The organism is Halalkaliarchaeum sp. AArc-GB, from assembly GCF_031432225.1.
Taxonomy (GTDB): Archaea; Halobacteriota; Halobacteria; order Halobacteriales; family Haloferacaceae; genus Halalkaliarchaeum.
Genome location: NZ_JAVKGM010000009.1, coordinates 103,663 through 126,826, shown reverse-complemented (window position 1 = coordinate 126,826; position 23,164 = coordinate 103,663). Strand labels below are relative to the sequence as shown.

Here is a 23,164-nt window from a genome sequence, read left to right as displayed (position 1 = left end):
ACGAAGTGAATGGTCCGGACGAACTTCTCCGGTCGAGAGATCGCGTCGGTACTCCACGACTTCGGATACAAGCGTGTCAGTCGGCAGGGGAGTCACCTCAAGATACGATACGAGTCACCCGATACCGACGAGGTGCCCTTTATTAAGCTAGATACCTCTCGGAAGTGATAAGATAGAGTAAAGACCGCTATGGGGACGGAGGGATTGTGAACCTCGGTCGTTTCGCTCGCGGCTACGCCGCTCGCTCCACTCCCTGGTTCAAATCCCTCCGACCGGACAGCGATGCAGCCGGCGCTCGAAGTTGAGCGCCGGCAGAATGATGGGGACGGAGGGATTTGAACCCCCGATCGACTGATATCTCCGGTTTGCCTCGGTACTCCAGAGGGTCGTCAACGCGACCGATGATCAGTCGGCCGCTCGGAATATCAGTCTGGAGTTCGTCACCTGGCGTTGCCTCTGGAGTCAGTCGCCCTCCCTGGCTGGGCCACGTCCCCTCGCATGTGTCATTCGTTCGTACCCGATTAAAGGGATTTCGATCGATGCCACGCCGGCAACTAACTGTCGGCTCCCGTCGACTGGCTGTCGCCCGGTCCGCGGAGACGGCTCACTCCCGATCGTCGTCGCTCCACGCGCAGTCCTGACACTTGTAGCCGATCACGAACTCCGTGACGCTGGGCATGTACCCGACCTGCAGGACGTTCCCCCCGCAGTCTGGACATTCCCTGTCGGCGTCCTCGATCGCCTCCGCCTCCATCGGTCGTTCGCCCTCGATCAACTCCGCCAGTCGGCCGGCGTTTACCATCCGTCCTTCGACGACCCGATTGCTCATACCGGCCCTTGGGTTCTGTCTCCTAAGCGCTTGCGCACGTCGGGCTGGAACCGTTCACATCCAGGGCGCTCGCGAGTCGTCCTCGCCGGGGACGGAAGTGTAATCGTCGTCCCCCTCACCGTCGGCCTGCCCGTCACCGTCGACCTCCCTCTCGTCTGCATCGATCTCCGTTTCGTCCCCGTCGTCGGACGCCGTGTCGCCAGCCTCGTCGTCGCCCGTGGGATCGTCGTCGCCCGTGGAGTGGACGATCCCGCCGTTGGAAACCGGGCCGGGGGCGTGGCCGCCGGGTCGGCTGTTCACGCCGGGATGTCCCCCGGCGACCGCGCCGCGGGCGGCGATCTCCCGGTCCGCCGGGGTCGCCTCGGAGCCGAGCCCCAGCGACGAGGCGGTGACCGATCGCGCCGTGGCGCCGAGCGAGCCGGCGGTTCCGCGATCGCCGGCTGTTCCGGTTACGATACCGGCGTCCGGGTCGTCGCCGCCGTCGCCCGACTGGAGCGTCGGGGCCGGCGTCGATTCGGGATCGTACGCCAGCAAGGCGGCGACACACAGCGTCGCCAGCGCGATCGGCGCGTCCGTGTCGAGCACGCCCAGGATCGGCAACGCGAGCACCCCGAGCGCGATCGCCGAGCCGAACCGGAACCGATCCAGATCGACCCGCCCCCGGAGGTGCGGTCCGAGCAGGGCGACCGCGAGCGCGAACCCGACGCCGACGCCCGCCGCCGCGGCGCCCCGAAGCACGACGCCGACGTCGTTCGTGAGCTGCAGTGCTGCCCCGTTGAGGTCGATGCTCGCGACCAGCCCCAGCGCGATGATCACGCCCGCGTTCGGGAGGTACTCGTCGAGCTTGGAACTGGCTGTCTTGGCGGCGATCGCCAGGATCACGAGCCCCGCAAAGCGGGTGAAGATTTCGAGGTTCAGCAGGCTGTCGAAGGTGACCGCAAGCGCCGCCTGCGCGGCGGCGACGGGGATCAACACCGCCCCGATGAGGAGAATGGAGACGGCCTGCTCTCTCGGCGTGCCGTCCATCTCCGCCAGGATGACCGCCATCGTGGCGGAGCCCCCGAAGATGAGCAGTCCCGTCTCGAGGACGCCAAACGGCGTCGCGAGCGCGCCGGCGATCACCAGCGCGGGGAAGATCCCGTCGATCAGCGGCAGCGCCATGACGGTCGCGAGCAGCCGGGTCGCCCCGCCCACGCGCCGTTCGATCCGTAGTGCGATCGGATGTTGTGAGACGCTCATTCAGGCACGATAACGGCCGTCACCGGAGTCGGCCACCCGGCGATGTACGCGCGACGCGATCGAACCCGAAGCGACCGCTTCGGTGCGGGGGGTTCCGCTTTCCTCCCGGATACTACCGAAACGGTTGCCGAACGTGGGGCCGCCTACGCCGGGGTGCTCCGCTTTGTGTGTTCCACGCATCGCTGTAAACCCGAAGTTCGTGCCGGAGTCGACGCTCGGCTGGCCGGCAGTGCGCGATGGAATGGAACACTCGGAGTCCATACTCGTAATAATTGCCGATTTAGTATTAAACGTTGTGTGTGAATAGGGAACAAACTCCGGAATACTCCGGGGACATTTATAAAGATACGCTACGTATCTTTGTGTCGTTGTCGATTTTTCCGACGTTTTTGAACTTCTTCCGGCTACGACCCGGCTCGCCGATTCGAATCGTCCAGCCGGAAGGTGGAGGGTACTTATTTCCCTTGCCGGTCGAACTCCAGACGATGTACGACCGAATCCTGTATCCAACGGACGGCAGCGAAGGCGCGGAAGCGGCGCTCGAACACGCGATCGATCACGCGCTCCAGTACGACGCGTCGCTGCACGTCCTGTACGTCGTCGAGGAGACGCTCCCGGCGATGGAGGCGGGCGCGCCCGACGTGCTGGAGGCGCTCGAGGGACACGGACAGGAGGTCATCGAGGAGGCTCGAGAACGAGCGGTCGACGCCGGCGTCGGCTCGGTTCAGGCGTCAGTCGCCGCCGGCTCGCCGTATCGACGGATTCTCAAATACGTCGAGGAGTCGGAGATCGACCTGATCGTGATGGGTACCCACGGACGTCGGGGAATCGACCGGTATCTGCTGGGCAGTGTCGCCGAGAAGGTCGTCCGGACTGCCGATTGTCCGGTGCTCACGGTTCGGGCCGAAAACGAAAAACAGGAGTAGTCGTCCGTACCGGTGCAGTGTCGATCAGCTCTGTAACTCTACGTTCTCGATGACCTCGACCGAGACCGCGTCGACGCCGATCCGGGCGAACTGGGTTTCGACGTGTTCCTTCGCCGCCTCGATCGCGTCCTCGCGGGTGTCGAACCCCCGCGGCATCGGCGACTCGAACGCGATCCGGATCTCCTCGCCGTCGACGCGCTGGACGCTCCCCCCGCTTTCGACCTCGTAGAACTCGTCGCAGATCCACACGTACGGCGCTCCCTCGTCGGGGCTCCCCTTGAACGTCGGCGGCGTCTCGCCGCGCTCGTAGATCGTCCCCGTGAGTTCGGTCCCTCCCCCACGGCCGCGTACCAGCAACATACTGCCGATACGCGACCGGCGGGTAAAAGTCGTGGGATCGCCGGAACGGCGGCGGGTTCGTCCGAACCCGACAGGGCTTTGTACGTTCCGGCCCGACCATGACAGTATATGACACGATTGGATCCCTGTGGCGTGTCCGGAGGACGCGAAGCCTCCGGACCGTGCGAGCCGCTCGGGAGGCGCGGGCCGCCCGACGGCGGCACAGTCCGAACGGTTCAGAGCCTGTCGTCCCGGAACAAAGCACTTATTCGGCGACTGCAACGACTCTCGAACGCGAACGGTGCGAAGAGAACCGACGCGACGAGGACCGACGCAACAACGAACGGAACCCAACTCGAAGCATGAACGAAGTTCAACTCGAAGTGGCGAAGGCGTACCCGAACGACTCGGGGCGTGGCATCGCCCGTCTCGACCCAGACACGCTTTTGCATCTCAAACTCTCCCCCGGCGACATCATCGAAATCGAAGGGGGTGAAACGACCGCAGCGAAGGTGTGGCGCGCGGACCGGCAGGACTGGAACACCGACACGGTCCGCGTCGACGGCTTCACACGCCAGAACGCCAATGTCGGCATCGGCGAGCGCGTGACGATCCGGAAGGCAGACGCCGAGAAGGCCGACAAACTCGTGCTCGCACCCCCCGAGGAGGCGTCAGTGCAGTTCGGCTCCGACGCCGCCGGCATGGTGAAACGCCAGATCCTCAAGCGGCCGGTCGTCGAGCGCGACATCGTCCCGGTGATGTCGAGCACGAACCACCCGTTCATGCGCTCGCCCGGACAGGCGATCCCGCTGATCGCCGTCTCCACAGAGCCCGAGGGCGTCTGTCTCATCACCGAGGACACCGAGGTCGAACTCCGCGAGGAGCCGATCTCCGGCTTCGAAAAGACCGGCGGTGGGATCACTTACGAGGACATCGGCGGCCTGCAAAACGAGATCCAGCGCGTCCGGGAGATGGTCGAGCTGCCGATGAAACACCCCCAGATCTTCAAGAAACTGGGGATCGAGCCGCCCCAGGGGGTGTTGCTCCACGGCCCGCCCGGGACCGGCAAGACGCTGCTTGCGAAAGCGGTCGCCAACGAGACCTCAGCGTCCTTCTTCTCCATTGCGGGGCCGGAGATCATCTCCAAATACTACGGCGAGAGCGAACAACAGCTCCGCGAGATCTTCGAAGACGCCAAAGAGGAGTCGCCGTCGATCATTTTCATCGACGAACTCGACTCCATCGCGCCCAAACGCGAGGACGTCACCGGCGAGGTCGAACGCCGTGTCGTCGCCCAGCTGCTCACGATGATGGACGGCCTCGAGACCCGGGGGCAGGTGATCGTCATCGCGGCGACGAACCGCGTCGACTCCGTCGATCCCGCCCTGCGCCGTCCGGGTCGGTTCGACCGCGAGATCGAGATCGGCGTCCCCGACGAGGCTGGCCGCAAGGAGATCATGCAGATCCACACCCGCGGGATGCCGCTGTCGGACGACGTGAGCCTCGACCGGCTCGCCGACGAGACCCACGGCTTCGTCGGCGCCGACATCGAGAGCCTCACCAAGGAGGCGGCGATGAAGGCGCTGCGGCGCTACCTCCCGGAGATCGACCTCGACGAGGAGGACATTCCGCCGAGCCTCATCGACCGGATGATCGTCAAACGCACTGACTTCGACGGGGCGCTCACCGAAGTCGAGCCCTCCGCGATGCGGGAGGTGCTCGTCGAGCTGCCGAAGATCACCTGGGACGACGTCGGCGGGCTCGAGGGCGCGAAACAGCAGGTCAAAGAGAGCGTCGAGTGGCCCCTCTCGAAGCCGGAGAAGTTCGAGCGCATGGGAATCCAGGCGCCGAAAGGCGTGCTGCTGTACGGCCCGCCCGGGACCGGCAAGACGCTGATGGCGAAGGCGGTCGCCAACGAGACCAACGCCAACTTCATCTCGGTGCGTGGCCCGCAGCTGCTCTCGAAGTGGGTCGGCGAATCCGAGAAGGCGATCAGACAGACGTTCCGGAAGGCCCGCCAGGTGAGTCCGACGATCGTCTTCTTCGACGAGCTGGACTCGCTTGCCCCCGCCCGGGGGCAGGACGCCGGCAACAACGTCTCCGAGCGGGTCGTAAACCAGCTGTTGACCGAACTCGACGGCCTCGAGGAGATGGGCGAGGTGATGGTGATCGGCGCGACCAACCGTCCGGACATGATCGATCCGGCGCTGATCCGGTCTGGCCGGTTCGACCGGCTGGTGATGGTTGGCTCCCCCGACGAGGAGGGTCGCGAACAGATCCTCAAGATCCACACCCGCGAATCGCCGCTCTCGCCGGACGTGAGTCTGCGCGAGATCGCCGAGATAACCGACGGCTACGTCGGCTCCGACCTCGAGTCGATCGCCCGCGAGGCCGCCATCGAGGCGCTTCGGGAGGACGACGACGCCGAGGTGGTCGAGATGCGACACTTCCGGCAGGCGATGGATTCGGTCCGCCCGACGATCACCGACGAGATCCTCAGCTATTACGAGGAAATCGAAGACCAGTTCCGGGGCGGCGGCGCGGACGCGATGCGGGAGCGCGGCGGCCGGATCGGCTTCCAGTAACGCGACCGATCGCCGGATCTTCCGGTGGAATCGGTTCGGTAGATCCACTTCGGTGGGGGAAAGTTGAAGTCCGACAGTCACAACCACCGAACATGAAGTGTGCCCTCGTCGGAGTCGGCCAGGCCGGCGGCAAGGTGACGACCGCCCTCGCGAACTTCGACACCCGCATGGAGTTCGGCGCCATTCGCTCGGCGCTGGCGGTCAACACCGCCACGGCCGACCTGCAGCCCCTCCCTCTCGACACCGTACTGATCGGCCAGGACCGCGTCAACGGCCACGGCGTCGGCGGCGACAACGAACTCGGCGCCGAAGTGATGGAGTCGGATCTCCCGGAGGTAATGGACGCGCTCGACGACAAGATCACCTCCGAGACGGAGGCGGTGTTCGTGATCGCCGGACTGGGCGGCGGCACCGGGTCGGGCGGCGCGCCGGTGCTCGTTCGCCGGCTCAAGCGGATCTACAACGTGCCCATCTACGCGATCGGGATCCTTCCCGGTCAAGACGAGGGTGCGCTGTACCAGGCGAACGCCGGGCGATCGCTCAAGACGGTCACACGGGAGGCCGACTCGCTGCTTCTGGTCGACAACGACGCCTGGCGCGACAGCGGCGAGAGCGTCCAGGAGGGGTTCGACGCGATAAACAACCACATCGCCCAGCGGCTCGGGCTCCTGCTTGCGGCCGGGGAGGCCGTCGAGGGCGTCGGCGAGAGCGTCGTCGACTCCAGTGAGGTGATAAACACGCTCGCGACCGGCGGTATCTCCGCGCTGGGATACGGCGCCGCAGCCAGCGGCGAGACGGCCGAAGACAACATCAACACGGTGACGAGCACGACCCGCAGCGCGATGTTCACCGGGATGAGCCTCCCCGGAGCGAGCAAGGCCGACACGGCGCTTCTGGTCGTCGCCGGGCGTCCGGAGGCGATCCCTCGCAAGGGCGTCGAGCGCGCACGCCGGTGGCTCGAGGAGGAGACCGGCAGTATGGAGGTGCGCGGCGGCGACTTCCCGCTGTCTACGGATCGGCTCGCGTCGCTGATCCTCCTCGGCGGGATCGAACAGTCCGACCGGCTCGAACGGTTCATCGAGCGCGCCCGCGAGGCCGTCGAGATCGCCGACGAGGAGCGCGCCGACCCCGCAAAAGCGTTCGACAACGAGGCGATCGAGGACCTGTTTTGATCGGTCAGGCGTCCTCGCCGTCTGACGTCCGATCCTCGCTGCCGTCCGGATCCTCGCTGTCGTCCCACCCGTTCCGGTAGCGTTCCTTTGCGGACTCGAAGGACAGCTCCTCCAGCTCGCGCCCCCGGCGGGTTTCTCGTTCGGCGATCGCCTCCGGATCCGGGTTGACGTCGTCGTCGATCCGGGCGAACGAGCCGTGGACTTTCGCGTGACACCAGCGACACAGGCCGACGGTGAGTTCGTGGGACGTCCCGTCCGTGGCCCTGTCGGCGTCTCCAGCGCGGGAGCCCGGATTCGAGCCGCCGTACGAGAGGTGATGTTCCTCGATCAGCGGCCGGACGCTCTCGCCGGCGAGCCGGCGCTCCTCGAGGCCACACCGGATGCACTGTTTCCCGTCGGTGGTCCACCGGTACTTCGGACACGCCTGCCAGTTTCCCGCCTCGCCGACGTGACACTGGTAGTCGTCGCTGCGCCGTGCGTCGGCGAACTCGGGGTCGTCGCCGGCGCGTTCGAGCGCGAACCGGCACCGCCCGTCGTCTGTGAGGTGATCACAGATCCCCGCGATCGCGTACGGGTCGTCGACGCCGACCGGCGTGCCGGTGGGTGTTCGTTTCATGGGTCGATCGCTCCGTCGCCGCGTCCATCGCCCAGTTCGAAACGGCGTCATTTATACCGTGCGGCCATGAACCGACGTGTATGCAAGATCGGACCTACGCGGCCGACGCCGAGCCCGGGAGTCGGGCGACGGTGGCCGGCTGGGTTCACGAGATCAGAGACCTCGGCGGGATCGCGTTCCTCATTCTCCGGGACACGACCGGCCGAATCCAGGTGAAGTTCGAGAAAGACGAGATGGACGACGAGCTCGTCGAGACGGGGCTGTCCGTCTCCCGGGAGTCGGTCGTCGCGGTCACCGGCGGCGTCGAGGAGGAGTCCCGGGCGCCGACCGGCGTGGAGGTCGTCCCCGACTCGATCGAGGTGATCGCGCCCGCGGACACCGACCTCCCGCTGGACCCGTCGGGCAAGGTCGACGCCGAACTCTCGACCCGGCTGGACAACCGGACGCTGGACCTCCGCAAGCCCGACGTGAAGGCGATCTTCGAGGTTCGCGCAGAGATCCTCCGGGCCGCCCGCGAGGAGCTTCGCTCTGCCGGCTGCACCGAGATCAACACGCCGAAGATCGTCGCCACCGGCACCGAGGGCGGCACGGAACTGTTCCCGATCACCTACTTCGGCGAGGAGGCGTTTATGAACCAGTCGCCCCAGCTGTTCAAGCAGTTGATGGTCGGCTCCGGGCTCGAGCGCGTCTTCGAGATCGGTCCGATCTTCCGGGCCGAAGAGCACAACACGCCACGGCACCTCAACGAGGCGACTTCGATCGACTTCGAGGGCGCCTTCTGTGACCACTCGGACGCGATGGACGTCTGCGAGTCGGTCGTTACGGGCGTCTACGAGTCGGTCGCGGAGAACTGCACCGAGCAGCTGGAGGCGCTCGGGATCGCCGACGAGTTCTCGGTTCCAGACGGGGAGTTCCCCCGGCTGACCTACGAGGAGGCGATCGAGCGGATCAACGCCACCGGCGCGCTCGACGAGCAACTCGTGTGGGGCGACGACCTGCCGACGGAAGGCGAGCACGCGCTCGGCGAGGAGGTCGGCGGCCACTACTTCATCACGGACTGGCCCTCCGAGATCAAGCCGTTCTACATCAAAGACTACGACGACGACGAGACCGTCTCGACGGGCTTCGACCTGATGCACCCGCGGATGGAGCTCGTCTCGGGCGGGCAGCGCGAACACCGCCACGACCGTCTCATCGAAGGGTTCCAGCAGCAGGGGCTCGACCCCGAGGAGTTCGAATACTACACGAAGATGTTCAAGTATGGGATGCCCCCGCACGCCGGCTGGGGACTGGGCGGCGAGCGTCTGGTGATGACCCTCCTGGATCTGGACAACATCCGCGAGGCCGTCATCTTCCCGCGGGACCGACAGCGCCTCTCGCCGTGAGAGGGGACGGCAGTGAGACGACGAAGCGATGACGAGACCGACGGCCTCGACGGCGTTCGCCCCGGGACACGTTACTGCGTTTTTTAGCATTCACCGGGGCGAATCACCGTCTGCGTCCGGCTCGCGGGGCGCGGGCCTTGCACTTTCCGAAGGGGTCACCGCGACCGTGCGCCCGGCAGCGGATAAAAACGAGAGGAAAACTCAGATCCGCCTGAACGGAACGCGGGTGACGATCGAGGCGGTCGAACACGTCCTCGCGGAGCTCGGCGTCACGGCCCGAGTTCGACTCGAGACGCCGCTGCCGCCGGGGGCCGGCTTCGGCGTTTCGGGCGCCGCGGCGCTCGCGACGGCGCTTTCGGCGAACCACGAGTTCGGCTGCGGGCGGACCGAAAACGAGCTCGTCGGAATCGCCCACGCCGCCGACGTCGAAGCGGGGACCGGCCTGGGGGACGTGGTCGCACAGGCTCGCGGCGGGATTCCGATCCGGGTGGAGCCCGGCGCTCCCGGCTACGGCAGCCTCGACGGGATCCCGGACTGCCGACGCGTCGAGTACGTCACCTTCGGCGAGCTGTCGACGCCGGACGTGCTCTCGGGGGAGACGGAGGCGCTGTCTGCGGCCGGCGAGTGCGCACTCACTGGGCTGTTGGACGATCCAACCGTCGAGACACTGCTGGCGGAGGGGCGCCGCTTCACTCGCGAGATCGGCGTCGCGGCCCCCGAGGTCGCGGAGGCGATCGACGCGGTCGACGACGCCGGGGGGGAGGCGTCGATGGCGATGCTGGGTCGGAGCGTCTTCGCGCTCGGGACGGGGTTGACCGACGCCGGCTACGATCCGACGATCTGTCGGACGCATTCGGCGGGCGCGACACTCGAGCCCGAGTAGCGCCGAACCGCATCCGCTGTCGGACGGCCGGTGGGTTACTCTCCGCCGTCGGCGAACGATCCGGTTCTGATCGTCCGTTCGGCCGCCTCGAGCGCGTCTTCGGGGTCGAACTCCCGGACGATCACCTCGAGTTCCTCCCGCGGTCGGTCCCGCAACGCCCGCGCGTGCCGGGTCACATTCGGCACCGCCCGGAGGACGTTGTCGACGATCGGAACGTCGGCGACCCGGGCGGATCGGGAGCCGGGGTTCAGGTCGATCACGATCTCCGTTTTGCTCAGGTCCGAAAGCGCGGCGGCCCGGTCGCCGTCCTCCAGCGGGACGAGGACGACGTCGGCGGCGGCGATGCCGTCGGCGTCGACTTTCGCCCGTTCGTGTGCAAGTCCCGGAATCCGAGCGTCCGCCGCGAGGCCCTTCACCTCCGTCGCACCGTGTTCCCGGAGGTAGTCGGCGATCGCCTGCATGCGCTCGGCCGTCCGGTTGAACAGGTTCACCTCGAGGTCGGCGTCGACGACGTCGGCGAGTTCGACGATTTCGCCGGGGACCAGGGCTGCGACGTTTCCGTTGACCGAAAGCACCGGCCGGTCGGCGAGAAGCAGGTGGGCGGCGGCCGCCCGGGCGGCCAGATCGGCACTCTCGATCGTGCGTTCGCCAAGCAGGTAGTCGAACGCCTCGCCGCGGCCCTGGGCGATGAGCCCCTGGCGACTCGTGATCCCCCGCTCGACGCCCCCCTCGATCCGGTGACGGGTCACGAGCGACTCGTATCTGGGGTGGTCCTCGGGGATTTCTACGTCTGTCACGGCGGAACGTTTGCCCCCGACGTACAAGGGGTTTGCTGGACGGCGCGAACGACTCCGGCTCGCGGTTCCAGCCGGTAGTGTGCGGTTTTCATCGCTTCGACGGACGGTTTTTATTGTGGTGCCCGATATGCCACCAGTATGTACGAACGAGCGTCCGCCGTGGACGTGTACCGGCAAGCGCTTCCAGTGATCGTCGTCAGCCTCGTTGCCGGACTGTTCGCAGGGACGATACTCGGGAGCGAACCGATGCGCGCCGGAATCGAAAGCGTCCCCGGGATCCTCGTTTTGCTCCCTGCGTTTCTGGCGACCCGGGGCGGCGTCTACGGCTCGCTGGGCGCACGGCTCTCCAGCGGTCTCCATCAGGGGGTCATCGAACCACGGTTTACCTTCGACCGGCGTCTCTCGAACGCCGTCGTCGCTTCCTTTATCAACGGGATGGTCGTCTCCGTGTTCATCGCGGTCGTGGCGTTTCTCGTCCTCTGGATCGCCGGCGGGGGTGGAAACTTGTTGCAGCTGGTCGGAATCATGATCGTCGCGGGCTTTCTGTCCGCGGTTCTCATGCTGTCTACGCTCGTTACGGTCGTCTTCGTCGGCTACCGGCGAGGCCTCGATCCTGACAACATCGTGGGACCGCTGGTCACGACGCTCGGCGACGTGTTCGGCGTCGTCTTCCTTTTGGTCGCCATCTATCTCGTGGGGCTGTTCCTATGAGCGACGACTATGCGGGCGACGACCTCACGGGGCTGAGTGACTCGCTGGGGGAACTCTACGAGAAGTTCTCCGAGGAGGACCACCCGGCCGACCAGCTCGCCCCGAAACCGATCGACCACGACTGGCAGATCAAACCGATGGTGCTGACGATGGTGCCGCTGCTCGCCGGGCTGTCCGTCCTCCAGATGGTTTCGGGCTCCGTTCTCGAATCGTTCGAGGAGGTCCTGCTCGCGAACCCGGCGCTTTTGATCCTGGTTCCCGTCCAGATCGGAACCGCCGGCAACCTCGGATCGATCATGTGTTCCCGGCTGTCGACACAGTTGCATCTGGGAACCTTCGAGTTCGCGGTCGACAACCCGTCGATCCGGTCGAACTCAGGAGCGATCATCGGGCTGGGGGTCACCGTTTTCGCGCTTGTCGGCGTCGCCGCCTGGGCGATCGGTCGCGCTCTCGGAGGGACGCTCGGGCTCGTGGAGGTGCTCACGATCTCTCTGGTCAGCGGAACGCTCCTTGCCGTCTTCGTCGTCGTCGTGAGCCTGATCGCCGTCTCGACGTCCTATCGACTGGGGTACAACCCCGACGACACGACGATCCCGGTCGTGACGAACGTCTGTGACATCACGGGGGTTCTGATCCTCTTTGCGGTCATTACGGTCGTCCTTTGATATCCTGCCTGTCAACTGCGGCGCCGTCACTGCTGACTCTCGCAGTCGGCTCCGCGTCGGTCCGCCGTAGCACTCACTCTTAACCGGTCGCGGACGAACTACGCGACATGGAAGAGATCGCCTACCGCTCCCGGAACGTCAGGGAGACACTCGTCGAGCTGAAGAACATCTCGGAGCTGTCGGTCGATCTGGGGTATGCAGCTGCTCTCTACGACTATCCGCTGTTGGCAGAGGAGGTCCTCGAGCTGGAGGCCCGTGCCGACTCCCTGCAGTATCCCGCGAAGATCGCGTTGATGCTGGCGGCAAAACGCTCTTCGGACGCCGAGCAGCTGGTCGGGATCGTCCAGGTCGTCGAGGCCGCGGTCGGGATCACGAACGCGGCGGCCGACATCGCTGCGATCGTGACAAACGACATCGGTCTCCCGACGGAGGTCCGGGGATCCCTCCCGACTGCAGACGAAGTTCTCCTGAAAGCGACGGTCGGCGCGGACAGCGAGGCGGCCGGACGAACGCTCGGGGACCTGTCGTTCGAGACGGAGGCGGGTGTAAGCGCGATCGCGATCCGTCGCGGGAACGGGTGGAACATCGATCCGAACGAGGAGGCGATCCTCGAGGTCGGGGACGTCGTCATCGGACGTGGTCCGGATGCGGGCGTGCGGACAGTCCGAGAGATGCTAACCGGCGATCCCGACGCCACCGGGGATCGACACAGTGACGACGTCGACGAGCTCGGCCGCGCCGCCGACATGCTCGTCGATCTGAAGGACATCTCCGAGCTTGCGGTCGGGCTCGCCTACGCAGCGGTGCTTTTCGACGACGACCAGCTCGCCGCGGAGGTGCGCGACCTGGAACGCCAGTCGGACGCGCTGAAAAACGAGGTCGAAACGCTGGTGATCGAGGCGGGCGACCGGGTGAGCGAACCCGCCAGCCTCCGGGGACTGCTCCATCTTGCGACGGCCTCGGAAGCGATCTGTGACGCGGCGATCCGGATCGCAGACATCGTGTTGCGGGACGGCAGTGTCCACCCGGTGTTCGGCCAGGCGATCGGGGACAGCGACGAACTCATCACGACGACGGCGGTCGAACCGGGGAGCACGCTCGCGGGGGAGACCCTCGGCGGAGTCGAACTGGAAGAGGCGACCGGGGTGGCGATCATGGCGATCCACCGGGGAAACAACTGGATCCTGGCACCGACCGGCGAGACGCAGCTTTTCGCCGACGACGTGCTCATCGCCCGCGGGCCCGAAGACGGCGCAAACACCGTTCGCGAGTGGGCCCGAGAGTGAACGCTGGCGGAGCCCGGGAGCGGTCCTTCGGGGGACGTAGCGCCGGTGGGTTTGATATGTCCCCGCCGGGAACGAGCATCTAATGCCGGAAATACGGATCACTGAGCCTCAGGAACTGCGGTTCGACTCGCTACGGGAAGAACTCGAGGAGGCGCACGTCGACCAGTACGGAACGGTCCGGGACTGTGACGTCGTCTCGTACCTGTTGGATCTCGCCGACGCGGTCGAGGACCCCGATCGGGCGGCCGCGGCTGGAACGCAGATCGACGGCGACGAAGCAGAGATCGAACAACCGGAGGACGCCGAAGAATCGGACACTGAAACGGACGCGGAAGCGACAGACGACGGCGTAGAAGAAGATGACGGCGATAACAACGACGGCGACGACGAATCGCGGCTGAACGCGATGATGAGCCTGCTGGACACCCACGAGGACAAGTGGCGGGAAGGCGACGGGGAGGCGCGATACGAAGTCGATCTGCCTGACGGGGAGACGGCGACTGCCCAGACCAAAGACGACGTGCGCGCGCTGCTTTTCAAGAACTACTGACGGATGAGTGTCCTCGATACGATCCGGTCGTGGGTCCGATCCCTGTTCGGCGGCGAGTCACCCGAGCCTGCAGACGGGGAGTCGGCGGAGACGACGGATCCGGAATCCGAACGCGAACCGGGGCTCGATCCCGACGGCGTCACTGAAGTACGAGTCGAGCGCGACGACGATCCGATCGATCGGCTCCGGGAAGTGAAGCAACAACGTGCCGAAGAATCCGCCGAAGGCGATCATGGCGACCGAGAGCAAGACGAACCCGATCGGGACGAAGACGGTTCGGGCGAAGGCGACCTGGACGCCCCGTAGACGTTTTTAAGTGGATTTCTCAGGGATTCTGCCGTTCCAGTCCCTCAGATCCCGCGTTTCGAGAGCTCGAGAACGCTCCCCGCGAGCACGTCGATCCCGATCTGGATCGACTCCTCGTCGACGTCGAACCTGCTCGTGTGGTGGCCGCCCGGGTGGTCGGTACCGACGCCGACGTACGTCGCGTAGCCGCCGTTGTCCTGGACGCGTTGCATGAGGTAGGTCGCGTCCTCGCTGCCGCCGAGCTCGTCGCGCTCCAGCAGGTTCGTCACTCCCGAAACGTCCCGGGCGATCTCGGCGACGACGTCGACCAGCTCCTGATCGCTTTCGGCGCTGGGCGCCTCGCCGCGGGTCTCGACGTCGACCTCGCACTCGTGCATGGTTGCGGCGCTTTCGAGTACGCGTTCTGCCTTCTCGTAGGCGTAGTCGGCGAGGTCAGTTGTTTCGCCCCGCACCTCTCCTTCGATAAACGACTCCTCGGGGATGATGTTCGTGGCGGTGCCGCCGCCGACGATCCCGGCGTTCACCCGCGTCGCGCCGTCGGCGTGCCGCGGGATCGCATACAGGTTCTGGACCGCGGTCGCCAGCGCCTGGACGGTGTTTTTCCCCTGTTCGGGGTGACCGCCGGCGTGGGACGGCTCCCCCGAAAACTCCGCGAAGAAATGCCTGACAGCCAGGAAGCCGTCGATACCAGCGATCACCTCGCCCGTGGGATGATCCAGTCCGATGTGGACGGCAAGCAGGTAGTCGACGTCGTCGAGGTGACCGGACTCGGCCATCGGTTTCCCGCCGACGATCAGCTCCTCGCCCGGCTGGAAGAACACCTTCAGTGTACCCGAGAAATCGGATGCGAGGATCTCGTCGATCACGCCGAGCCCGAACGTCGCGTGGGCGTCGTGGCCGCAGGCGTGCATGTAGCCGTCGTGTTTCGACCGGAACCCCTCGTCTGCAGGGACGTGACCCGCCTCGCCCGACTCTGCGATCGGGAGTCCGTCGATGTCGACCCGGAGGCCGATCGTCGGGCCCTCCCCCCGTTCGATCACGGCGACTGCGCCGGTGAACCCACCCTGCAGCGTCTCCAGGATCTCGGGATCCGCGCCCGCAGAAAGCGCCCGGTCGTACCACTCGGCCAGCTCCGCCTCGTCGGGGACGTTCATCCGGGCCTCCGCGCGGTGGACATCTCGACCGTAGTGGATCTCGTCGACGTCGCGCTCGCGTAACGCCTCGACGATCCGCGCTGTCGTGTAAAACTCCCGCCAGGCCGGTTCCGGCCGTTCGTGCAGATCGCGCCTGAAGGCGATCAGGTCGTCGGTCTTGGGTGTCGAAGCCATACAGGAGGATCGGGCCACGCCGGTATAAACGCGGGTGAACCGGCACTGTCCGGGCTGCATGACTGTCTTCAAAATTTATACGAACGACTATGATGGTATCTGAGAAACGTAAGATATGGGACAACACGTCCTCGTTCCGATCGACGGGTCCGAGACCGCCTGGAAAGCCCTCGACGTTGCACTCGAGCTGTTTCCCGAGGGTGAGCTGTCGGTGTTGCACGTGATCGGCCCGGCGGGCATCGCTACCGACGCCGACGGCGGCGTCCTCGACAGCAAAGCGTACGACCGGGCCAAAGCGGAGGCCGAAGAGCTGAACGCGGAAGCGAACGACCGGATCGACGCCGCCGACCCCCCTGTGCCGGCGCTCCGGGCGGTGGCGCTCGAAGTCGGAGATCCCGCACGTGAAATCCTCGACTACGCCGAGGCGAACGACGTCGACCACGTTGTGATGGGGAGCCGCGGCCGGTCGAGCATCGAGCGGTTGCTTCTGGGGAGCGTCTCCGAGACGGTTCTGCGTCGCGCGCCGATGTCGGTAACAGTCGTTCGGTGAGGCGGTGGAGCGCCCGCGCCCGGGGTGTCGTCCGGACTGTCGCCGACAGCTTATATACGAAGCGGAACCAGACGACCCGTGACCGACGGATGCCTCCACTGCGGGAAACCACTCGGAAACAGGACGGCGCTGTGTTTCGCCTGCGAATCCGACGGCATCGCCGTCGAGGACGTCGTCAACGTCGACGAGGGCGTCTACGATCGACTCGAGCAGTACTTCGTCCTCGCGTCGACGCGGTGCTCCAACTGCGGCGACCTCCACGGCGTCGTCACTGTCGACGGCGAGACGTACACTGCAGCCGACTTCGGCATCGAGACGGAGGCCGAGTGGCGTCGGCAGATGGACGAGGCGGAAGCGTGGATCGACGAGCACCGCGAGGCGGTCGAGCCCGCGTTGCGGCTGCTCGAACGCGACTGGCCCAGGTCGGTCGAGGCCGTCCGGAGCCACGTGCTTTGAGCCGGCAGCGATGAGCGTTCACCGACACCGTTTTTCCGTCCGGGGCGCTGCATCGACCGTGAACCTCCGCGGCGCCATCCTCGAGGTCGGCGAACTCCGAACGGTTTCGACGCGGTACGGGGACCGGGATCTGGTCGAGTTCGGCGTGCGACCGATCGGCCCCCGCGAGAGTGATCCCGACGAGGCGTACCTCGCGGGTACTGGCGGCGACGCCGACGTCGGTGACGAGATTCGGGTGACGTTGTGGGGCAAGTGGACACACACCGCCGAGATCGCCGAACCGGGAATGGAACTGCTGGTCACCGACGTCCAGACCGACGAGTATCGCGGCGAGACGACGTACGCGACGGGCGGCGACTCCGCGGTCGTCCTCCAGCCGGATTTCCTGGTCGACGTCACCGACGTCCGGTCGTGGGTGCAGTGTCCCCGGCTGTACTATTTAAACAAGCTCTCGGGGATCCCGCTGAACTATCCGGTGGTCAAAGGGACGATCGTCCACGAGGTGTTCGGCGACCTGTTGCGCGGTGGCGACCTCGAGGAGGCCGTCGCCGACCGCGTCGAAGAGGCGGGGCTGGAGCTGGGGCTGCTCGGCCGCGACCGGCGTGAAGTGATCGACGAGGTGCGGCGCAATGCCGCGGCGATCGACGGCTGGCTCGCCCAGGGCACCCTCGACGGCGGCGACGACTGGCGGTCGGAACACACGCTCGTCTCGCCGACCTACGGGATGAAGGGTCGGGCGGACGCGCTCCGACGGGGGATGCCCGTCGAACTCAAGACGGGGAAAAACACCAACCGCGAGCCGCGGTTCCAGGACAAGATCCAGGCGGCCTGTTACGCGCTGATGCTCGAAGAGCGCGGCGTCCCGGTCGACACGGGGACGCTTCTGTACACCAAAAACACCGCGCTGGACCGGAGCGAAGCCCAGGGCGACCTCTCGCCGGCGAAGGACTTCTCGATCGGCGACGGCCTGCTGGAGTTCGTGATCCGGACGCGAAACGAGATCGCCGCAATGGAGTACGCCGTCCTGGCGGACGACGACCCGAACGCGGGCGTCCCGACGGGCTACGAGGCCGACGCGACCTGCGAGTACTGCTTCGAACAGGACACCTGTCTTGTGGTCTCGGGCCGGCTGAACCAGGAGTCGAAGGCAGGCACGCTCGGTGCGCCCGTTCCCGAGGAAGAGCAGGAGTACTTCGACCGGTTCTACCGACTCATCGAGGCGGAGCGCCGGGAGGTACACGCCGCCTACCGGAAACTGTGGGAGAAAACCCCCGGAGAGCGGGCAGCTTCCGACCGCGCGCTGGTGGACCTGGAGCCGATCAGCCGGGAGGAGCGTCCCGACGGTCGGTGGGAGCTGCGGGCGCGAAAGCCCGACGGCGTCGTCTCGAAGCTCCGGGAGGGTGACGTCGCGCTCGCCAGCGACGGCGATCCGGTCGCCGGCCACGCCGAGCTGTGCCGGATCCGGGAGCTCGGCGAGACGGTCGTCGTGACGGCCGACGAACCGGTCGAACTGCGGCGGCTCGACGTCTATCCCTCCGAGCTGACGGTCGACCGGTATCTGACGGCATTGCACGACGCGGTGTTGACGGGCGACCCCGACCGGAAGGACGTGCTGTTCGGCCGGCGCGAGCCGGGGTTTTCCGGCCCGCAGCGGACGTACGTCGACAACAACGAGGCACAGAACGAGGCGGTGAACCTCGCGGTGCGCGCCGACGACTGTGCGCTGATTCACGGCCCACCCGGCACCGGAAAGACGTACACGATCGCCGAGATCGTTCACGCGCTGGTCGAGGACGGACAGCGCGTGTTGCTCTCGGCGTTCACGAACCGGGCGGTCGACAACGCCCTCGAGACGCTCCGTGAGCGGTCGGCAGAACGGGCGGCAATCGATGGGGCGAGCACCCTCGAGGACGAGATCGTGAGGGTCGGCACGAAAACGGGCGTCCGGGGGGACATGCAGGACCTCCGGCTCGTCCGGCGGGGCGATCCCGACGACCGGGCGGCCACCCTCCGGGAGGCGTCCGTGGTCGCGGCTACGACCGCCGCCTGCGGCTCCCGTGCGCTCCGGGAAGAGTCGTTCGACGTCGCCATCGTCGACGAGGCGTCACAGCTCACCGAACCGGGGACGCTCGCGGCGATCAACCGCGCCGACCGGTTCGTGCTGGTTGGCGATCACCAGCAGCTGCCGCCGGTCGTCCGGGCGGAAAACGGCCTGCGGACCTCGCTTTTCGAGCGTCTCGTCGAGGCGTACCCCGACGCGTCGGTCATGCTCGACCGGCAGTACCGGATGGCACAGCGGATCCAGGCGTTCTCCTCGATGGAGTTTTACGACAATGCGTTGCGGCCCGCGAACGGGAGCGTCGCCTCCCAGACGATCGGGGACCTGGGCGTCGACCCCGCCGACCTTCCGACGGAGCTCCGGGGCGTCGTGAACTTCGTCGACCCCGACGGCAGACAGGAGGGGAACGCGAACCCGCAGGAGGCGAAGCGGGTCGCCGAGATCGTCCGCGCCTACCGGGAGGCTGGCGTCGAGGCCGCCGATATCGGCGTCATCGCCCCGTTCCGCGCGCAGGTGGCCGAGATCGATCGGCGGGTCGACGTCACCGTCGACACGGTCGATCGGTTCCAGGGCTCCAGCGAGGAGGTGATCGTCGTCTCGCTGGTCGCCACCGGTGCGCTCGATGGGCCGCTGTTCGAAGACCACAGGCGGATCAACGTGGCGCTCACCCGCGCCCGGAAGGCGCTCACGCTGGTGGGCGACCCGAACGCGCTCGCCACGGAGCCGTTCTACCGGCGGCTGCTCGACTGGGCGGATCGAAAGCGCGGATCGCGGATCGAAACCTCGAGTCAGCAGAAAAACCCAACGATCGATCGGGACCGATAAAGTCAGGTGGCCAGTCCCGGAACGTTCCCCAAGAATGTTCGAGAAGGTGCTGATCGCCAACCGTGGCGAGATCGCGGTGCGCGTGATGCGTGCCTGCGAGGAGCTCGGCGTCGACACCGTCGCGATCTACAGCGACGCGGACAAACACGCCGGTCACGTGCGCTACGCAGACGAGGCGTACAACGTCGGCCCGGCGCGGGCTGCCGACTCGTATCTCGACGGCGACGCGGTGATCGAGGCGGCCCGGACGGCCGGGGCCGACGCGATCCACCCGGGCTACGGCTTCCTCGCGGAGAACGCACGCTTTGCCGCCGCGGTGGAGGAGACCGACGGGCTCACCTGGGTCGGTCCCGAAAGCGACGCGATGGAACGACTCGGCGAGAAAACCCGCGCACGCCAGGTGATGGAGGCCGCGGGCGTCCCGATCGTGCCGGGGACGACCGAGCCGATCGAGACGGCCGACGCCGTGCGCGAGTTCGGCGACGAGCACGGCTATCCGGTCGCCATCAAGGCGGAGGGCGGGGGCGGCGGTCGCGGCATGAAGATCGTCGAGGGACCCGACGAAGCCGACGAGAAACTCGCGTCTGCGCAACGCGAGGGGGAGGCGTACTTCGACAACGACTCGGTGTACCTGGAACGCTACCTCGAGCGTCCGCGCCACATCGAGGTGCAGATCATCGCCGACGAGGCGGGCAACGTCCGCCACCTCGGGGAACGGGACTGCTCGCTGCAGCGACGACACCAGAAGATCATCGAGGAGGCGCCCTCACCAGCGATCGACGACGAGCTCAGAGAGAAGCTCGGCGAGGCCGCCCGGCAGGGGGTTCGCGAGGCGGGATACACGAACGCCGGCACCGTCGAGTTCCTCGTCGAGGAGGGCGAGTTCTACTTCCTCGAGGTCAACACCCGGATCCAGGTCGAACACACTGTGACCGAGCAACTCACCGGAATCGACATCGTGAAAGAGCAGCTCCGGGTCGCCGCCGGCGAGGAGCTGGGCTTCACCCAGGGGGACGTCGAGCTCAGGGGCCACGCCATGGAGTTCCGGATCAACGCAGAGAACCCGGCCGCGGAGTTCGCGCCGGCGACCGGAACGCTGGAGACGTACGATCCGCCGGGCGGGATCGGGATTCGGCTCGACGACGCGGTCCGGCAGGGAGACGAAATCGCCGGCGAGTACGACTCGATGTTTGCGAAGCTGATCGTCGAAGGGCGCGACCGGACGGAGTGTCTCGCCCGATCGCGGCGGGCGCTTTCGGAGTTCGGGATCGAGGGGCTCCACACGGTGATCCCGTTCCACCGGCTCATGCTCGAAGACGACGCGTTCGTCGCCGGCGAGCACACGACGAACTATCTCGATTCGGTGCTCGATCCCGACCGGATCCGCGAGGCGGTCGAACGATGGGGACCCACTGGTGACGGGGAGGAGTTGGCGGACGCCGACGCCGACGAAGAGACGACCGAACGGGAGTTCACCGTCGAGGTGAACGGCAAGCGCTTCGAGGTGAGCCTCGAAGAACGGGGCGCACCCGCGATCCCGAACCCGTCGGGCGGCGGGGGAAGCGCCCGCCAACGCCCGCCGCAGGCGACCGGGGACGACGAGGACGAGGGGCCGGTCGTCACCGGCGAGGGGGAGACCGTCACGGCGGAGATGCAGGGAACCGTCCTCTCGGTGGACGTCGACGAGGGCCAAGAGGTCGGCCCGGGCGACGTCGTGCTGGTGCTCGAGGCGATGAAGATGGAAAACGACGTGGTCGTCGAGCGCGGCGGCACCGTGACGCAGGTGCTCGTCGAGGAGGGGGAAAGCGTCGACATGGGCGATCCCCTGATCGTCCTGGAGTGAGCACCCGGACGTCCCTCGGTACCGACCCTCGCTCGTCTTTTTGCCGTACCAGTCACAGGTGGTAGTGTGTCACAACGTAGTACGGACCATGATCCGTACGGTCGCGCGATTCGCGATCATTACCTGGGAGTCCGCGAGGAACCGCTCCTCGACCGTGACGGGCCCGAAACGCGCGAACACAGGATCGAGGAGTGGTACTTCGGCGAGCACGACCCGGACGCCTGGCGCGACCAGTGGCTCGAGGGACCGCTGCTGGACATGGGGGCCGGCGCCGGTCGGGACGCACTATTTCACCAGCGGCGGTTCGAAACCGTCGCGATCGACGTGAGCGAACAGCTCGTCGAAACTATGCGCGACCGCGGCGTCGACGACGCTCGGGTGGGGGAGATGTTCTCGCTTCCGGCGCAGTTCGAACGCGACCGGTTCCGGTCGGCACAGGCGATCGGGACCCAGGTCGGCCTCGCGGGTTCGATGGCCGGCGTTCGAGCGTTTCTGGGCGATCTCGCCACCGTTACAACAGCCGACGCGACGGCGGTGATCGACAACTACGCGCCCGAGTTGGACGCCACGACCGACGTCTTCGCGTATCGTGAGGATCCCGCCCCCGGCCTCGCATACCGGGCGTTCCACTGCGAGTACGAGGGTGACGTCGGACGGACGCTGTTGTTTCGTCTCTTCGACGTTGATCGCCTCCGGACAGCGACAGTCGGAACCCCGTGGGAGGTCGCCGGGGTCGAGTACGGGGCGACGCAGTGGCGGGCGGCCCTGAAAAAGGGATGAGGGAATCGCCGATCTCGATTTTTGGGTAACGGGCTCGCCTCGTCCGTTCACCCCATCGCCATGTACGTCTGGGTGTCCTCGACGCCGGCGATCTCCTGGAGTGCAGTCGTCGAGACGGACTTCACGTCGCCGGGGGATTCGGCGTCGACCTTGACGATGAAGTCGACGTCGCCGGCGACGATGTGGACGTCGACGACGCCCTCCAGCGCCTCCAGTTCCGATTTGATTCGGTCGGCCTCGCCGGTGTTGACCTTCACCATGATGTATGCGACGACCATGCTCAGTCACCCCCCACGGCAAGCGGTTCGACGTCTTCACCGATGAACAGTTGCCGGACCTCCGAGAGCGCCTCGAACTCCGCGAGCACGGCGACCCTGTCGCCGGGTTCCAGCGAGTAATCTCCCAGCGGGATGCCCAGCGACTCGCCCTCCTTCCCGAACGCGAGGATCCGGGCCTCCGCCGGGAGTTCGGTCTCGTCGAGGCTGTAGCCGTACAAAGGGGACGACTCGGGGATCGTGATCAAAAGGACCTGGAGGTTGGAGGCGATGTCGGCGATCGCCTGAATGTTCCCGCCCAAAAGCGCGTTCTTCGCGCCGATCGCGCCCAGCCGTTCGGGATAGACCACCTCGTCGACCTCGTCGGCGTACTCCCTGTAGATGTCTTCCCTGTAATCCTCGTCGATCCGCATCACAGTCCGGCAGCCGTGGTGTTTGGCGATCATACAGGCGGCAAAGTTGGCGTTCAGGTCGCTCGTCAGCGCGCCGACCGCGTCCGCGGTCTCGAGTTCGGCCTCCTCGAGCACCGTCTCCCGGGAGCCGTCGCCCTCGACGACCTCGAAGCCTGCCTCACGGACTCGATCCGCGGTTTCCGGATCGCGTTCGACGACCACGATCTCGTGGCCCTCCTCGGCGAGTACGCGGGCCGTCCGCAGTCCGACCCGCCCACCACCAATGATAACGTAACGCATACCCGTGACATGAACCCCCGTGGAAATAACCGTTGCCCCGAAGGCATCTCGTCGTTCCCCCCGAGTC

The 23,164-nt window shown here is 66.5% G+C and carries 22 protein-coding genes, 1 tRNA gene and 1 pseudogene; 15 read left to right on the top strand and 9 right to left on the bottom strand.

The features are described 5' to 3' along the window. Positions 1 to 320: 320 nt before the first annotated feature. From RH858_RS10370 to RH858_RS10360, 3 genes are all read right to left on the bottom strand, one after another. Positions 321 to 494, bottom strand: a tRNA-Trp gene (locus tag RH858_RS10370). Between the two features lie 110 nt (positions 495 to 604). Next, entirely contained in the window at positions 605 to 829 is a 225-nt protein-coding gene (locus tag RH858_RS10365; protein ID WP_310561764.1) for a DUF5795 family protein, read from the bottom strand. Positions 830 to 883: 54 nt separating this feature from the next. Then, on the bottom strand, positions 884 to 2,068 hold the full coding sequence (locus RH858_RS10360) for a DUF5794 domain-containing protein (RefSeq protein ID WP_310561763.1): 1,185 nt from the start codon (positions 2,066 to 2,068) through the stop codon (positions 884 to 886). 485 nt (positions 2,069 to 2,553) lie between these two features. Between RH858_RS10360 and RH858_RS10355 the strand changes: the two genes are divergently transcribed. Further along, a complete protein-coding gene (locus RH858_RS10355; RefSeq protein WP_310561762.1) occupies positions 2,554 to 2,994 on the top strand; it encodes a universal stress protein in 441 nt (146 codons plus the stop codon). A gap of 24 nt (positions 2,995 to 3,018) precedes the next feature. On the opposite strand, the gene RH858_RS10350 is transcribed toward RH858_RS10355, so the two are convergent. Then, positions 3,019 to 3,354: a hypothetical protein gene (locus RH858_RS10350; protein WP_259534930.1), complete on the bottom strand. Its 336-nt coding sequence runs from the start codon at positions 3,352 to 3,354 to the stop codon at positions 3,019 to 3,021. 341 nt (positions 3,355 to 3,695) lie between these two features. Here RH858_RS10350 and RH858_RS10345 point away from each other — a divergent pair, with 341 nt between their 5' ends. Together RH858_RS10345 and RH858_RS10340 are read left to right on the top strand one after the other, a co-directional pair. Then, the gene (locus RH858_RS10345) at positions 3,696 to 5,918 is read left to right on the top strand and encodes a CDC48 family AAA ATPase (RefSeq protein WP_310561761.1); all 2,223 of its coding nucleotides are present in this window, start codon (positions 3,696 to 3,698) and stop codon (positions 5,916 to 5,918) included. A 92-nt stretch (positions 5,919 to 6,010) separates the two neighbouring features. Beyond that, positions 6,011 to 7,090 (top strand): tubulin/FtsZ family protein, encoded by a 1,080-nt coding sequence (locus tag RH858_RS10340; protein ID WP_259534933.1) that lies wholly within the window; start codon positions 6,011 to 6,013, stop codon positions 7,088 to 7,090. A 4-nt stretch (positions 7,091 to 7,094) separates the two neighbouring features. On the opposite strand, the gene RH858_RS10335 is transcribed toward RH858_RS10340, so the two are convergent. Next, positions 7,095 to 7,706: a hypothetical protein gene (locus RH858_RS10335; protein ID WP_259534934.1), complete on the bottom strand. Its 612-nt coding sequence runs from the start codon at positions 7,704 to 7,706 to the stop codon at positions 7,095 to 7,097. A gap of 80 nt (positions 7,707 to 7,786) precedes the next feature. Here RH858_RS10335 and aspS point away from each other — a divergent pair, with 80 nt between their 5' ends. Both aspS and RH858_RS10325 read left to right on the top strand, forming a co-directional pair. After that, positions 7,787 to 9,091 carry an aspartate--tRNA(Asn) ligase gene (aspS, locus tag RH858_RS10330; protein WP_310561760.1) on the top strand — a complete coding sequence of 435 codons (1,305 nt, stop codon included), beginning with the start codon at positions 7,787 to 7,789 and terminating at the stop codon, positions 9,089 to 9,091. Between the two features lie 28 nt (positions 9,092 to 9,119). Beyond that, on the top strand, positions 9,120 to 9,974 hold the full coding sequence (locus tag RH858_RS10325; protein ID WP_259534937.1) for a pantoate kinase: 855 nt from the start codon (positions 9,120 to 9,122) through the stop codon (positions 9,972 to 9,974). 35 nt (positions 9,975 to 10,009) lie between these two features. Here RH858_RS10325 and RH858_RS10320 read toward each other — a convergent pair whose 3' ends face one another. Beyond that, positions 10,010 to 10,771, bottom strand: coding sequence for a 4-phosphopantoate--beta-alanine ligase (locus RH858_RS10320; RefSeq protein WP_310561759.1), 762 nt, complete (start codon positions 10,769 to 10,771; stop codon positions 10,010 to 10,012). Positions 10,772 to 10,909: 138 nt separating this feature from the next. Between RH858_RS10320 and RH858_RS10315 the strand changes: the two genes are divergently transcribed. From RH858_RS10315 to RH858_RS10295, 5 genes are all read left to right on the top strand, one after another. Further along, positions 10,910 to 11,482 carry a magnesium transporter gene (locus tag RH858_RS10315; protein WP_259534941.1) on the top strand — a complete coding sequence of 191 codons (573 nt, stop codon included), beginning with the start codon at positions 10,910 to 10,912 and terminating at the stop codon, positions 11,480 to 11,482. A gap of 137 nt (positions 11,483 to 11,619) precedes the next feature. After that, a complete protein-coding gene (locus tag RH858_RS10310; RefSeq protein ID WP_259536517.1) occupies positions 11,620 to 12,147 on the top strand; it encodes a magnesium transporter in 528 nt (175 codons plus the stop codon). Positions 12,148 to 12,254: 107 nt separating this feature from the next. Further along, positions 12,255 to 13,433 carry a TrkA C-terminal domain-containing protein gene (locus tag RH858_RS10305; RefSeq protein ID WP_310561758.1) on the top strand — a complete coding sequence of 393 codons (1,179 nt, stop codon included), beginning with the start codon at positions 12,255 to 12,257 and terminating at the stop codon, positions 13,431 to 13,433. A gap of 82 nt (positions 13,434 to 13,515) precedes the next feature. Next, on the top strand, positions 13,516 to 13,983 hold the full coding sequence (locus tag RH858_RS10300) for a hypothetical protein (protein WP_259534944.1): 468 nt from the start codon (positions 13,516 to 13,518) through the stop codon (positions 13,981 to 13,983). Between the two features lie 3 nt (positions 13,984 to 13,986). After that, entirely contained in the window at positions 13,987 to 14,289 is a 303-nt protein-coding gene (locus RH858_RS10295) for a hypothetical protein (protein WP_259534945.1), read from the top strand. 44 nt (positions 14,290 to 14,333) lie between these two features. On the opposite strand, the gene RH858_RS10290 is transcribed toward RH858_RS10295, so the two are convergent. Next, positions 14,334 to 15,617, bottom strand: a complete 1,284-nt coding sequence (locus tag RH858_RS10290) for an amidohydrolase (RefSeq protein ID WP_259534946.1) — start codon at positions 15,615 to 15,617, stop codon at positions 14,334 to 14,336. 115 nt (positions 15,618 to 15,732) lie between these two features. Here RH858_RS10290 and RH858_RS10285 point away from each other — a divergent pair, with 115 nt between their 5' ends. The 5 genes and pseudogenes from RH858_RS10285 (at position 15,733) to RH858_RS10265 (ending at position 22,130) form a co-directional block, all read left to right on the top strand. Continuing rightward, positions 15,733 to 16,167, top strand: coding sequence for a universal stress protein (locus tag RH858_RS10285; RefSeq protein WP_259534947.1), 435 nt, complete (start codon positions 15,733 to 15,735; stop codon positions 16,165 to 16,167). Between the two features lie 78 nt (positions 16,168 to 16,245). Next, positions 16,246 to 16,623: a hypothetical protein gene (locus tag RH858_RS10280; RefSeq protein WP_310561757.1), complete on the top strand. Its 378-nt coding sequence runs from the start codon at positions 16,246 to 16,248 to the stop codon at positions 16,621 to 16,623. A gap of 58 nt (positions 16,624 to 16,681) precedes the next feature. Beyond that, a pseudogene (locus RH858_RS10275) lies at positions 16,682 to 19,441 on the top strand (AAA domain-containing protein); the annotation flags it as partial. A 100-nt stretch (positions 19,442 to 19,541) separates the two neighbouring features. Next, on the top strand, positions 19,542 to 21,350 hold the full coding sequence (locus RH858_RS10270) for an acetyl-CoA carboxylase biotin carboxylase subunit (RefSeq protein WP_310561756.1): 1,809 nt from the start codon (positions 19,542 to 19,544) through the stop codon (positions 21,348 to 21,350). 66 nt (positions 21,351 to 21,416) lie between these two features. Further along, positions 21,417 to 22,130: a class I SAM-dependent methyltransferase gene (locus tag RH858_RS10265; RefSeq protein ID WP_259534950.1), complete on the top strand. Its 714-nt coding sequence runs from the start codon at positions 21,417 to 21,419 to the stop codon at positions 22,128 to 22,130. Between the two features lie 47 nt (positions 22,131 to 22,177). On the opposite strand, the gene RH858_RS10260 is transcribed toward RH858_RS10265, so the two are convergent. Next, the gene (locus RH858_RS10260; protein ID WP_259534952.1) at positions 22,178 to 22,408 is read right to left on the bottom strand and encodes an Lrp/AsnC ligand binding domain-containing protein; all 231 of its coding nucleotides are present in this window, start codon (positions 22,406 to 22,408) and stop codon (positions 22,178 to 22,180) included. 2 nt (positions 22,409 to 22,410) lie between these two features. Next, positions 22,411 to 23,097 carry a TrkA family potassium uptake protein gene (locus RH858_RS10255; RefSeq protein ID WP_259534953.1) on the bottom strand — a complete coding sequence of 229 codons (687 nt, stop codon included), beginning with the start codon at positions 23,095 to 23,097 and terminating at the stop codon, positions 22,411 to 22,413. Positions 23,098 to 23,164: the final 67 nt, after the last annotated feature.

Coding starts and splice junctions, on each gene's coding strand:
- RH858_RS10350 (WP_259534930.1), bottom strand. CDS start 3,354: ATGTTGCTGGTACGCGGCCGTGGGGGAGGGACCGAACTCACGGGGACG.
- RH858_RS10345 (WP_310561761.1), top strand. CDS start 3,696: ATGAACGAAGTTCAACTCGAAGTGGCGAAGGCGTACCCGAACGACTCG.
- RH858_RS10260 (WP_259534952.1), bottom strand. CDS start 22,408: ATGGTCGTCGCATACATCATGGTGAAGGTCAACACCGGCGAGGCCGAC.
- RH858_RS10325 (WP_259534937.1), top strand. CDS start 9,120: ATGACGAGACCGACGGCCTCGACGGCGTTCGCCCCGGGACACGTTACT.
- RH858_RS10305 (WP_310561758.1), top strand. CDS start 12,255: ATGGAAGAGATCGCCTACCGCTCCCGGAACGTCAGGGAGACACTCGTC.
- RH858_RS10270 (WP_310561756.1), top strand. CDS start 19,542: ATGTTCGAGAAGGTGCTGATCGCCAACCGTGGCGAGATCGCGGTGCGC.
- RH858_RS10335 (WP_259534934.1), bottom strand. CDS start 7,706: ATGAAACGAACACCCACCGGCACGCCGGTCGGCGTCGACGACCCGTAC.
- RH858_RS10310 (WP_259536517.1), top strand. CDS start 11,620: ATGGTGCTGACGATGGTGCCGCTGCTCGCCGGGCTGTCCGTCCTCCAG.
- RH858_RS10365 (WP_310561764.1), bottom strand. CDS start 829: ATGAGCAATCGGGTCGTCGAAGGACGGATGGTAAACGCCGGCCGACTG.
- RH858_RS10355 (WP_310561762.1), top strand. CDS start 2,554: ATGTACGACCGAATCCTGTATCCAACGGACGGCAGCGAAGGCGCGGAA.
- RH858_RS10255 (WP_259534953.1), bottom strand. CDS start 23,097: ATGCGTTACGTTATCATTGGTGGTGGGCGGGTCGGACTGCGGACGGCC.
- RH858_RS10285 (WP_259534947.1), top strand. CDS start 15,733: ATGGGACAACACGTCCTCGTTCCGATCGACGGGTCCGAGACCGCCTGG.
- RH858_RS10340 (WP_259534933.1), top strand. CDS start 6,011: ATGAAGTGTGCCCTCGTCGGAGTCGGCCAGGCCGGCGGCAAGGTGACG.
- RH858_RS10315 (WP_259534941.1), top strand. CDS start 10,910: ATGTACGAACGAGCGTCCGCCGTGGACGTGTACCGGCAAGCGCTTCCA.
- RH858_RS10360 (WP_310561763.1), bottom strand. CDS start 2,068: ATGAGCGTCTCACAACATCCGATCGCACTACGGATCGAACGGCGCGTG.
- aspS (WP_310561760.1), top strand. CDS start 7,787: ATGCAAGATCGGACCTACGCGGCCGACGCCGAGCCCGGGAGTCGGGCG.
- RH858_RS10300 (WP_259534944.1), top strand. CDS start 13,516: ATGCCGGAAATACGGATCACTGAGCCTCAGGAACTGCGGTTCGACTCG.
- RH858_RS10290 (WP_259534946.1), bottom strand. CDS start 15,617: ATGGCTTCGACACCCAAGACCGACGACCTGATCGCCTTCAGGCGCGAT.
- RH858_RS10295 (WP_259534945.1), top strand. CDS start 13,987: ATGAGTGTCCTCGATACGATCCGGTCGTGGGTCCGATCCCTGTTCGGC.